Source organism: Spiroplasma apis B31, assembly GCF_000500935.1.
GTDB classification, from domain to species: Bacteria; Bacillota_I; Bacilli_A; order Mycoplasmatales; family Mycoplasmataceae; genus Spiroplasma_A; species Spiroplasma_A apis.
On sequence record NC_022998.1, the window covers coordinates 86182 to 98733 of the forward strand.

Annotated in this window: 11 protein-coding genes and 1 riboswitch; of the genes, 10 read left to right on the forward strand and 1 reads right to left on the reverse strand. The window is 30.1% G+C overall.

Going from position 1 to position 12552, the window contains the following annotated elements; all coding sequences use genetic code 4:
• Positions 1-18 precede the first annotated feature (18 nt).
• Together mgtE and trmB are read left to right on the forward strand one after the other, a co-directional pair.
• Positions 19-1470, forward strand: a complete 1452-nt coding sequence (gene mgtE, locus SAPIS_RS00380; protein WP_023788860.1) for a magnesium transporter — start codon at positions 19-21, stop codon at positions 1468-1470.
• A gap of 8 nt (positions 1471-1478) precedes the next feature.
• Entirely contained in the window at positions 1479-2129 is a 651-nt protein-coding gene (trmB, locus tag SAPIS_RS00385) for a tRNA (guanosine(46)-N7)-methyltransferase TrmB (RefSeq protein WP_023788861.1), read from the forward strand.
• An 18-nt stretch (positions 2130-2147) separates the two neighbouring features.
• On the opposite strand, the gene SAPIS_RS00390 is transcribed toward trmB, so the two are convergent.
• A complete protein-coding gene (locus SAPIS_RS00390) occupies positions 2148-2678 on the reverse strand; it encodes a hypothetical protein (protein ID WP_041612561.1) in 531 nt (176 codons plus the stop codon).
• 190 nt (positions 2679-2868) lie between these two features.
• Positions 2869-2932: riboswitch (nucleoside riboswitch) on the forward strand.
• Between the two features lie 106 nt (positions 2933-3038).
• Here SAPIS_RS00390 and SAPIS_RS00395 point away from each other — a divergent pair.
• From SAPIS_RS00395 to SAPIS_RS00430, 8 genes are all read left to right on the forward strand, one after another.
• Positions 3039-4421 carry a BMP family ABC transporter substrate-binding protein gene (locus tag SAPIS_RS00395; protein WP_023788863.1) on the forward strand — a complete coding sequence of 461 codons (1383 nt, stop codon included), beginning with the start codon at positions 3039-3041 and terminating at the stop codon, positions 4419-4421.
• Positions 4422-4478: 57 nt separating this feature from the next.
• Positions 4479-6011: an ABC transporter ATP-binding protein gene (locus SAPIS_RS00400; protein WP_023788864.1), complete on the forward strand. Its 1533-nt coding sequence runs from the start codon at positions 4479-4481 to the stop codon at positions 6009-6011.
• Position 6012: 1 nt separating this feature from the next.
• Positions 6013-8145, forward strand: a complete 2133-nt coding sequence (locus SAPIS_RS00405; RefSeq protein WP_023788865.1) for an ABC transporter permease — start codon at positions 6013-6015, stop codon at positions 8143-8145.
• Complete coding sequence (locus tag SAPIS_RS00410; RefSeq protein WP_023788866.1) at positions 8135-9031, forward strand: ABC transporter permease; 897 nt, start codon at positions 8135-8137, stop codon at positions 9029-9031. The genes SAPIS_RS00405 and SAPIS_RS00410 overlap by 11 nt, the downstream gene beginning before the upstream one ends.
• Before the next feature lie 110 nt (positions 9032-9141).
• Positions 9142-9852 (forward strand): purine-nucleoside phosphorylase, encoded by a 711-nt coding sequence (gene deoD / locus SAPIS_RS00415; protein WP_023788867.1) that lies wholly within the window; start codon positions 9142-9144, stop codon positions 9850-9852.
• A 14-nt stretch (positions 9853-9866) separates the two neighbouring features.
• Positions 9867-10835 (forward strand): tRNA (adenosine(37)-N6)-threonylcarbamoyltransferase complex transferase subunit TsaD, encoded by a 969-nt coding sequence (tsaD, locus tag SAPIS_RS00420; RefSeq protein WP_023788868.1) that lies wholly within the window; start codon positions 9867-9869, stop codon positions 10833-10835.
• 2 nt (positions 10836-10837) lie between these two features.
• Positions 10838-11623, forward strand: a complete 786-nt coding sequence (locus SAPIS_RS00425) for a MurR/RpiR family transcriptional regulator (RefSeq protein WP_023788869.1) — start codon at positions 10838-10840, stop codon at positions 11621-11623.
• Positions 11624-11635: 12 nt separating this feature from the next.
• A complete protein-coding gene (locus SAPIS_RS00430; protein WP_023788870.1) occupies positions 11636-12550 on the forward strand; it encodes a type I phosphomannose isomerase catalytic subunit in 915 nt (304 codons plus the stop codon).
• The last annotated feature ends 2 nt before the right edge of the window (positions 12551-12552 follow it).

Sequence of the window (12552 nt, forward strand, 5' to 3'; positions counted from 1 at the left end):
AAAGGAGTAAAAAAAATTGTGGAAAAAAATAAAATACAAGAGTTAACAAAAAATATCCTTCATTGTCTAGAAGAGAATAATGTAAAGAAATTAAGAGAAATAAGTGAAGACAACTACCCAGCGGACATAGCCGAAGCATTGGAAGAACTTGAAAACAAGTATATTTTGATAGCTTTAAGGTTATTCTCTACTGAAATAAGTGGGGAGATATTTACTTTCTTAGATACTGAAATACAAGAGGAAGTTGTAAAGCAATTCTCTTCAAAACAAATAAAAGAACTTTTTGAGGAAATCTACACAGATGATGTTGTAGAAATACTCGAAGAAATGCCTTCTAACATCGCTAAAAAAATTTTACGTTCTGCTTCTAGAGAATCTAGAATGCAGATTAATGAAATTTTAAAGTATGAAGAATACTCAGCAGGAAGCATCATGAATGTCGAGTATACTAAACTTCGTATGAATTGGACGGTTGAAAAAGCGATTGAAACAATCAAGGCCGAAAGAGATAAAACTGAGGAAGTCTACGATTTTTTTGTTGTTGACGAACTTAATAATTTAAAAGGATTTGTTGAACTTAAAGAGTTATTTTTCTCCAAACCAGAACAGTTAGTCAAAGATGTTATGGATGATAGAATAATTTATTCTTATACCAAAACAGACCAAGAAGAAGTAACAGAAAAGTTTAAAAAATATGATATTACAACTTTACCAATTTTAAATAGTCAAAACAAGCTTGTAGGAATAATAACTGTCGACGATATAATTGATGTCATAGAAGAAGAAGCAACTGAAGATATTCAAAAAATGGCTGGAATTAGTCCAACAGAAGACGAGTACTTCAAAACTAGTGTTTGAAAAATGGTGAGATCTAGAACCTTATGATTATTGATATTAATGTTGTCTGCAACCTTAACCCAAATAGTTATCATACTTTTCATGAAAAAGTATAATATAGATACTAAAGTTTCAAGTGCAAATGGAACATGAAATATAACTTATATAGTCACAATGCTCCTTATGCCTTTGATAACCGTTATATCTGGCACTTCTGGAAACGCCGCCAGTCAAACATCGACGATGGTCGTTCGTTCATTATCTTTAAAAGAAGTTGAAGCTAAGGACTTTTTTAAGATTTTATGAAAGGAACTGCGTGTTGCATTTTTTGTGGGATTAATACTTATACTTGTGAACTTTATAAGAATGATTGTTATTTATAGTGTCGAATACAAAGGAAATATTAATAGACAAGAATTATGACACACTATCGCAACAATAACTATTGCTATGTTTTTAACTTTGATGGTTTCAAAAACTCTTGGTGTTTTGTTACCGATATTTGCCAAAAAAATAAAGTTGGATCCTGCAATAATGGCGGCACCCTTACTCACTACATTGGTGGACGCTCTTGCTACCGCAATATTCTTCTCAGTTGGTCTAATATTCTTTATGCCCCAAATTAGCGTTTAGGAGTTTTCATGAGATTAAGAAATAAAAGATGAACAGATGAGTATATTGAAAAGAATAAACACAAAATGTTAGATACTACACACAAAGCAGATTTAAAAAAGCTTTTCGATAATGAGAATGAAGTTTATTTAGAAATAGGCTGCGGTAAAGGACAATTTAGTATTGAAAGCGCAATAAAATATCCAAATAGAAACTTTATTGCAATGGAAAAAGAAAAAACTGTCATTGGCGTGGCTTTAAAAAAAGCATTAGAAATCAATAGTCAAGAGTTAAATAATCTATACTTTTTAAATAGCTACGCCGAAAACCTAGAAAATATCTTTGAAAAAAACTCATTAGGGGGAATATATTTAAATTTTTCGGACCCTTGACCAAAGTCAAGACACTATAAAAAAAGATTGACTTATCAAAGTTTTCTAGAAGTTTATTTTAAGATACTTAAAGAAAATGCTATTATTGAGATTAAAACAGACAATGATGATTTATTCAATTTTAGTATCGAACAAGCAAAAAGCTCAAAATTTGAAGTAATTTACAGCACCACTGACTTATACAATGATTTTGAACAACTTCAAAATAATATACCGACCGAATACGAAATTAAGTTCCATAAAATGGGCAAAAACATAAATAAATTAATATTAAAAAAATGTCCTTAATTAAAAGGACATTTTTGTTTACTCTTTTTTCTTAACGTTTTCATAATATGTTAAATAGTCGTTTTTAAAATCTTCATTCGTCTTAAACACAAACAATGTCATTCCAAAAAACAAATAGAAATAAACTATATTCAAGAAGTATACCAACAAATATATCCACCAAAAGTTTTCTATTTGGGTTAATCAACTTTGTTTATTAATCATTGAACCACTTGCAACCTCTATAAAAAAACACCCTATGGTAAATATATGAATAAATAAGTGTACATACCTACTTTTTTTAATTTCTATGGCCTTGGTCTCCTCTACAAATGTGACTTGAACATTGTAGAATAACGAAATTGTTGACTTACTCATATTCATGATTTTACTTATGAATAAAATTATGACAAAGTTTAAACTGATTTGTAACGATCAAGATATTTTTTCTCTAGTCGCAATTGAAAGTGAGCTAATTATTATAATTGTTATCAATAAAATGGTAAATACGGTGCTTGCCATCCATAATACTGGTTTTCTTAATACTTTCTTTATTTTTTTAAATTCCACTTTTTTCACCGTATTTATTATAACTTTGATTATTGTAGAAGCAAAAAAGATTTCAAACTCCTACCTACGAAGTCTAAACTTTTTTCAGAAATACTTTCAATATAAGCCTTTATTAGGGGGAGTATAAAAGTTAATTTATATTTAAAAAATGTAATATTTAATACTATAATTAAATTGTAAATGATTTAGAGCTTATATATTTCAACATAAAGGGTTGAAGTTTCTACAGTCAAACCAATTTGACTACTATAAGTTATGGAGGTAAAGAGAATTGATAATAGATTTTATTAATTGTTCTTTACCTTTTTAATAATTAAAATGAGCTTGATTTGTCTTTTACACAAATAAGGAGAAACTCATATGAGAAAATTGTTAACAAGTTTAATGGTGGCTACAATTGCCACTTCAAGCGCATCGACAGCAGTGTCTTGCGGAAAAAAATATACTAGATGATCAGAAGTTTATGTAATTACTGATTCAGGTAAAGTTATGGACAAAGCCTTCAATGAAAGTGGTTACAATGCCGGTAAGGAAGTTATGAAAATGTTAGATGTTAAAACTTCTAGTGGAAGTAACTATGATGGTATTTCATATATAGAGTCAAAAAGTGAAAGTGATATTCAAAATAATTATCAAACAGCTAAAAACGGTGGAGCAAAAACATTAATTCTTCCAGGTTATAAGCATGGTGGGGAAAATTTAGAAAAAGCAGCCAGCATTGTTGAAAATGTTGTTGTAATCGATGTACCTAATAAAGACAAGAAACAAGAAAAAGCGTTGCCAAATGTAACTGGATTACTTTATAGAGCAGATATATCTGGATTCTATTCAGGCTTCGCAGCAATAATTTATTCACTCTTGAATGATAATTATAAAGACAAAAAATTACGCTTGTCTACATTTGGTGGTGAACATAATGGAACAGCAGTTGATAGCTTTATGCATGGTTATTTAGCAGCTATAGATACTTATAATACAATGAAAGAATCTAAAAAACCGGTTATAGAGAAATTATTCAAAGATAATAATAAAACCGACGACCAAATCAAAAATATGCTAGAAGTTAATGTAGAAAGAGTAACTTCTCAAAGTGATGGCCCAACAGGAGACAAAGACTCTAGTTGATTTTCAAATAGTTTCAATCCCGGTGGTGGAAGAATCATATCAGATAAACTAATTAATGAAGGTTCGGATGTTATTATGCCAGTTGCTGGTGCACAGGTAAATGACTTGCTAAGTGTTATCAAAAACAAAGGTGACTCTACAAAAGTTAAAGTTGTTGGGGTAGATATAGATCAAGCAGAAGTATACGATACCCACAAAGGTTTATTTATAACATCTGCAGAAAAAGATATTGTCTCATCAACAGTATTAGCTATGTCTCATCAAGACAGTTATATTAGTAATGATAATCTTTTCAATGCAGCAAATGAAAAATATAAAGATATCAGTGTAACTGAGGACGCTGATAAAGGGTATGAAAAAGTAAATATAACTGAAAAGAAATCATGAGCTGGAACCACTAAATGATTTGGTGGGAAATTCTCTTCAGGAAATAGCAATCTCTTATCTTCAGATTTACACGACGCTATAAAAAAACTTTTTGATGAAAACAACCTATTAGAAGCTTCTAAAAATTATTTCAAAGAATACGCTAATAAAGGTGCAAAAGAGTTGCTTTCAAAAGTCGCAATAAAAGAGTTTTCAGAAAAAGTATTAGAAGCAAAACAAAGTACAAAATAAAATTTAATAATGACCGTCTTATAACCGGTCATTTTATTACGAAAAAAGGAGTTAAAGATGGAACAAAATTATGCCGTTGAAATGGAGAATATATCGATGGTTTTTAATGGCAATATTGTTGCCAATAAAAATGTTAATTTTAAAGTCAAAAAAGGTGAAATACATGCATTAGTCGGAGAAAATGGTGCCGGTAAATCAACTCTTATGTCAATCTTATTCGGTATTTACGAACCCACTTCTGGACTTATTAAAATTAATGGTAAAGTTGAAACTATTTCCAATCCTGTGAAAGCATCTAAGTTAGGAATAGGTATGGTTCACCAACACTTTAAGCTAGTTGATATTTTCCCTTTATGAAGAAATATTGCTTTAGGTAATGAAGAAACTTTTTTTAATATGTTCGTATGACAAAATAAAATAAAAAAAGATATCAAAAATATTATGGAAAAATATAATTTTCATATCGATTTGAATAAACCTGCTGGTAGTGTTAGTGTTGGAATGCAACAAAGAACAGAAATATTGAAAATTCTTTATAGAGAAGCAGATATTTTGGTTTTTGATGAACCAACAGCTGTACTTACACCTCAAGAGATTGAAGAACTTATGAAAGTTATGAAGGAATTACAACAGGCTGGAAAGACCATAATATTCATTACTCACAAAATGGCCGAAATCTGAGAAGTCGCAAACAGAGCAACTGTAATTAGAAAAGGTGAGGTTGTAGACACATTTAATATCAAGGATACTCGTATAGAAGATCTTGCCACAGCTATGGTTGGTCGTAAATTAGTTGAGGTTAAAAATAATTACACAAAACCATCACCTGAGGTAGTTTTGGAAATGCAAGATATCAGTGTGAAAAAACACACCAATCACAAAGTACTTGGTCTAAAAAACTTCAATCTAAAAGTACACGCAGGAGAAATAGTGGCGATTGCGGGTGTTGAAGGAAACGGGCAACACGAAATAGTGAACGCAATAACTGGTATGACAAAAATAACAAAAGGGAAAATTCTTATAAACGGTGTAAATATTACAAACTCTTCAATCAAAAAACGATATGAAACTTATAAAATTAGACACATTCCCGAGGACAGACATAAACATGGTTTGGTTCTTGATTTTAATCTTTTAGACAACCTAGTTTTGCAAGATATCTCAAATAAAAAATTTAGCAAGTTCGGAATTTTGAACTTCTCTTCAATTCAATCCGATGGCCAAAAAATTTTATCAATGTATGATGTTAGAAATGCTCAATCTGGTTTTGCAATCGCAAGACAACTTTCTGGGGGTAATCAACAGAAAGCCATAGTAGGTAGGGAGCTATCAAGAGAAAGTGATCTAATAGTGATTTTCCAACCTACGAGAGGTTTGGATGTAGGCTCTATAGAATATATACATAAACAAATATTAAAGGCAAAAGAAAAAGGTAAGGCTATTTTATTAATATCATATGAATTGTCAGAAGTTATGGCATTGGCTGATAAAATAATGGTAATAAATTCTGGGTCATTAGTAGGAACACTTAATGGTAACGGTGTGAGAAAAGAAGATATAGGTAAAATGATGTTAGGAAAGGGTAGATAATATGGATTTTAATTTGAATAGATGAATACGAAATCAAAAGTTCAAAGCCCTTTTAGCTGGTGATAAAGTTAAGGAAAAAGCAAACTATCTAAAATCTTCAATAATCGCAATAAGTATTGGTTTAATTATCGGTGCAATAGTTGTTTATATTAATGGATATGATGGATTAGGCTTTTTAGTTAGTTGCTTTGATTATGCAATAAGTGAATCAACTATAAACAAGACAATGAATTATTTTGCTGTTTATATGTTTATGGGTCTTGGTCTTGCGCTTGGATTTAAAGTTGGAATTTTTAATATGGGGGGTTCTGGTCAAGCTATTCTTGGACTAACATTAGCAAGTCTAGCAATCGGTTTAAAAGCGAAACATGATAACATTTCTTTTTCAGAAGTAAATTCTTCATTTATGTTTACTGCGTTCCTTTTATTTATTTTTTCAGGTGTAATCGTATCATTAACCGCAGGTTTATTAAAAGTTTTATTTAATATTCATGAAGTCGTAACAACAGTTATGTTAAATTGAGTAGTATGATACTTCTCAAAATGAATATTGTCTGCGGATTTTACAAAGTCAATAGTTCCTCAAGATATTATTGGCACAACACCGTCTTTAAATTCAAGTTGGTTAAATATTGGTGATAATAATTGAGCACTTGGTGTGATATTAGCATTTTTATCTATATTAGTAATGTATTTATTAATTACATTTACAACTTTTGGTTTCAAATTCAGAGTTGTTGGTAAACAACCAGAAGCAGCCCATTATGCTGGTATAAAAAATAAACAATATATTATTCTAACAACAGCTTTACAAGGACTATTTATAGGTCTTGGAGCAATGTTTTATTGAATGAATATTAAACGAAATGAAAATATCGTAAATGAGTTACTTCCTTCAATTGGTTTTGATGCAATTCCAATTACTCTCGTAGCTTTTAATAATCTAATTGGGATAATTCCAGTGGCATTGATTTGAGCTTCTCTTCAAACGGGTAGTGAACAAGCTATCGGTATTGAATTTATGGGTCTATCTGAACAAGTTCCACAATTAATATTTGGAATCATAATATATGTTTCTGCAATTTATATACTCTTTTTGAAGATGAAACCTATCGAGTTACTCAAAGAGTTCATATACCAACTCAAAGATATTACTCTCAAACAAATAGTTACAAGTTATCGAAGTAAAATTGCAGAATTAAATGTTAGCAAAAAAACTGTTAAATTGTTGTGCAATTTATCTATTTTAAAATTACACTCAAGCAAAACAAAAGAGAGTGACTTGATAAGAAACCTACAAGAAGTGGTAGACTTATTTACTAGTTATAATCTCAAGAAAGAAGATCAATCATTTTTAATTAGAAATAAGTATAATTCTATTAAAGAATCCATCAAAAAAATTAAATCTTATAAAGATATTGATGGAGAGAAACCTTTAGATCAAGATCACACAACTTTAAACGCTTTAAAAAAAATCGAAGAAAATTATTTTGATTTTGCTAATGCACAAATCAAAAGAGTACAAGACGAAATAAAAGCGGTTAGACATGAACGCTATCAAGAATTTTTAAAAGATTCATATAAGAGTATAGCAATGGACTTTAAAAAGATGCGTAATCTTAACTGATATCTTTTAATGGACGAATTGATAATTGAAAAAAATAATTCTATTGAAGTTATTAAAAACCTTAAAGCTACTAATAGTCCTAATGATTTCTTGAGATTAAAAAACGATATTCAAGAAGAACTTAACTTAAAAAGTCTAAATAAAATTTTAACTTTTAAACAACAAGTAAAAGAGATGAAAAGTGAATGTCTTGAAAAACAAATAAGAGCAAAAGTCTTTTTAAAAGAACTTTGATATGAAAGAAATAATCAAATCAAAATGCTCAAGAATGACAGAAGATCAGCTATAAAAAGTATAAAAGATGGTATTAACATTTTAGAAGACAGTAAAGTTATATCCATAAAGGAATCAAAAATTTTGGCTTCTAACAAAAACAATGTTATGATAGAACCAGAAAAAAACCTTCTGATGGTTAAATATAACAACACCTACAAAAAAAGTTTAGAAGAAATTAAAGCAATCGCTTTTGATAAAGAAAGGGAGGTTAATAAAACTCATGATTTCTAGTTTATTGGAAAACTTCTCTATGTTTTTAGTAATATTCACCTTGGCATCGATTGCGGGAATGATTTCAGAAAGAGCCGGAGTTGTTAATGTCGGAATAGAAGGATTTATGATAATCGGTGGATTAGTAACGGCGTTAGTTGGTGCTGATTGTTATTCAAGTATGGGTAATATTTCTCAAATATTAGCATTGCTTGGAGCAGCCTGCGCAGGTGCAACTATTTCATTGTTACACTCATTTGCTTCTATTAAATTAAAGGCCGACCAAATCATATCTGGTACTGCTATAAATTTATTGGCACAAGGTATCGGATTATATGTTGCAACCACAGGGAAAACATATATTTATGCTGAATACACCCCGATCTCTTTCGAGAGTAAGAATTTTTTAACATTTTACTTTCTAATTGCAATTTTAATTACTTCTATTACTGGTTTGTACTTTACTTTCACTAAAACAGGTATGAGACACATTTCTGCTGGGGAAAACCCAAATGCATTAGATGCAGCAGGTGTTAATGTCATAAAGTATAGATATGTAGCAGTTATTGTTTCGGGAGCAATCGCTTCAGTTGCAGGAGGAATTTTTACAATAACTGTAAAAGGGTCCTTTTTCTATGGAACAGCTGATGGATATGGATTTTTAGCTTTAGCAATTATGATAGTTGGACAATGAAGAGTTAAGTATATAGCCTTAGGAGCGTCTCTGTTCTCTTTATTTTTCACAATATCAAAATTAATTCCTCTATATGGTGGAATTAAAGACACCTATCGTGATTTATTTTTAGTATTACCATTTGTACTTTCACTTTTAACTATGATAGTACTTTCAAAATGGTCAAAAGTGCCAAAAGCAATTGGTAAGCCTTTTGAGAAGTCTAAAAGATAATCATAAAAACAAGACAAAGTCTTGTTTTTAGTTTAAATATGATTTATTTATTAACAATAGAATGTACATGGAATGTTAAAATATTTAAGTACATTAAAGGAGATTATAAAATGACACCACATATAAATGCAAAAAAAGAAGATATAGCAAAAATAGTTCTTATGCCAGGAGACCCATTGAGAGCTGAAAAAATAGCTAAAACTTACTTAAAAGATTATAAACTTGTAAACGAAGTAAGAAATATGTTCATGTATACAGGTTTTTATAACGGGATTAAAGTAACCATTGCTGGAAGTGGTATGGGATGTCCAAGCATAGGTATATATTCTTACGAACTGTTTAAGTTCTATGATGTAGATTGTATTATAAGAGTTGGTTCTGCTGGAAGTTATAACGCAGATATCAATGTTTATGATATATATAATGTTAAAGAAGCATTAGGAGAAAGTAATTATGCTAAAATAGCAGCAAATATTGACAATAACATAGTTCCTTCTACTAAAGAAGTGTATGATTTAATAAATGTTGTTGCAGAAGAAAGAAAAATGAGTTTACATAGTGGTAGAGCTCACTCATCTGACGTATTTTATAGATATGATGACTCTTTAGAGTTTGCAGCTAAAAATAATTTAGATGTTGTTGAAATGGAATCTTTTGCATTATTTGCTAACGCTTTAGTAACAAACAAACAAGCGGCTTGTCTATTAACAATTTCTGATAGTTTCATCACTAAAAAAGCAACAACACCTGAGGAACGTCAAAATAACTTTATGAATATGATTGAGTTAGCTTTAGAAACAGCTAAAAGACTAACAGTTTAGTTGCAGACTTATTTATGATAATATTGGCAGTTGAGTCAAGTTGTGATGAATTTTCAGTCTCAATAATGGTGGATGGAACAATTAAATCAAATATAATATCATCCCAAATAAAAGACCACTCAGTTTATGGCGGCGTTGTTCCAGAGTTAGCCTCTAGACTTCATGTTAAAAATTTTTCGTGAGTAGTCAAGGAAGCAATCAAGGAAGCAAAAATTAAGATTGATGATATAAACTATATTGCATATACAGCAAAACCAGGTCTTATTGGAAGCTTGATAATTGGTAAACTTGTAGCGCAAACTATCGCCCTTTATTTGAATAAACCTATCTTAGGTTTAGATCATATTCAGGGACACATTTATGGAGCTAATATAGAGGAAAAGTTCACTTTTCCTGTTTTGGCCTTAGTTGTTAGTGGTGGTCATACACAAATACAATACTTAAAAAGTCCACTAAATTTTGAAATCATTGGTACAACTCAGGATGATGCTATAGGTGAATGTTATGATAAAGTAGCTAGAGCCTTAGGTTTGGGATATCCTGGAGGACCTATCATTGATCAAATAGCGGCTAATGGAGATCCTGATTTTTATAAACTTCCTTTAATTAAAAATGACAAAACGCTTGATTTCTCCTATTCAGGACTAAAAACAGCCTCTTTAAATTTATTAAATAAATTAAAACAAAATAATGAACCTCTCAATTTGGAAAATTTTTGTGCTAGCTTTCAGAAAGCGGCTATTGATGCATTAATTATCAAGTTAGAATCGGCAATTAAAGCATATAAACCAACCACTTTAACTGTTGCGGGGGGAGTCTCTGCTAATAAAATGTTAAGAAAGAGAATAATTTCCATTGGTTCATTGTATAATATACATAGATTGATATTACCGAAACTTGAATATTGTACCGATAATGCAGCAATGATAGCAGAACTCTGTAAAGAATATCTAGCAAATAAAAGTAGAAAAACGGAGGGTTAATTATGAGATCATTTCTAAGTAAACTAACTACTATTGACGATAAAGACCTAACTAGTAAAGAAAAAAAAATAGTAGAATATATCAAGTCTCACTTGAAAGAAATCGTTGAAACTAATATGAAAATTGAAAGAATGGCACAAGAGGCTGGAACTGGTTATAGTGCCATCTATGGATTATTGAAAAAACTTAATATCAAAGGTTTCCGAGACTTTGCAATTTCATTAGCTAATGACGCGGAAAATCAAGAGATCAATATCGCCAAGAACGATGAGAATGTAGTTGCTGGATATATAAATATAATTAAGCAGAACTATGCACTAATTGAGAAAAGGTCTATATTTGAAACACTAAATTTAATAAAGGGCACAACAGGAGCTAGGATATTTTTCTGTTATTGAGAAAACTTATTGTCAGGTCCTGTACAAGAATTAGCAAACTTTTTTTATAAAGAAGGATATAATGCAATATTATTAGATAGTGATCAAGAAATACTAAAAGATAGAATCAATTCTTCTAATAGTCAAGACTTATTTATTTTCTTCACTAGATACGGAAATTCATCAAGGCTAAATAGTTTTATTGAAAACCTTGGAGAAGCTAATCGAAAGATAATATATATATCGGGTAAAATTGCGTCAAGCGACATAACCCAGCATCTATCTTCAATCCATACCTTAATTGTAGATAATCCAGATCAAACGATTTATAAAGGACACATATCAAATTCAGTACCATTTAATTATTTCAACGATTTATTAATTTATCACTATTTGAATTCTAATGAATAAAGAGGTAAATAAATGAGTAAGATTTTTAAAATAAAACCATACTTCTCAAAAAAAATTTGAGGAGGAAATAAATTAGAAAATTTTGGTTTCGAACTGCCAAATGATTCTATTGGAGAAGCATGATTGATTTCAGCACATAAAAATGGTATGTCTTTTTTAGAAAGTAATGGCTCACGCATCAGTTTAAAAGACTTTTATGATAAATATAAAAGTCTTTTTAATTTGTCTGAAAGAGAGTTTCCTTTACTTACCAAAATTATTACTTCAAATGATTTTTTGTCTGTACAAGTTCACCCTAATGATGAATATGCTTTAAAAAAACACAACTCCTTAGGGAAACCTGAGGCTTGGTATGTACTCGATTGCCCACCAAACAGTAGTCTAATATATGGACATACAGCAAAAACCTTGGAAGATTTTAAAAATAAGGTTATGAATAATCAGTGAGATAGTTTACTTGTAAATGTACCTATTAACATAGGGGATTTTCTATATGTAGAACCAGGTAAGGTTCATGCAATATCACCGGGGTTAACAGTATTTGAATTACAAAGATCAAGTGATATAACTTACAGACTGTATGACTATGATAGAATTGATAACAATGGTAAAAAAAGAGATCTTCATTTAATAGAATCATTTGAAACTGTTTTGATTCCTGATTCGAAACCAGTCATCATCAAAAATAAAACTAAATTAATATTTGAATCTTCATTTTTTTCTTTGTATTTATTAGATACTTCTGTCGAAAACAAGTTTAAAATTAAGGAAAGCATAAAATGATTTCAAATAACCGTCATTGAAGGTCAAGGTCTAATTAATGACGTATTCTTTAAAAAAGGTGAGTCTGCATTAGTACTAGAAAATGGAGGCGAATATTCTTTAGAGGGAGAATTTAAAATGCTTATTTCATGAGTAGAGAGTTAAAG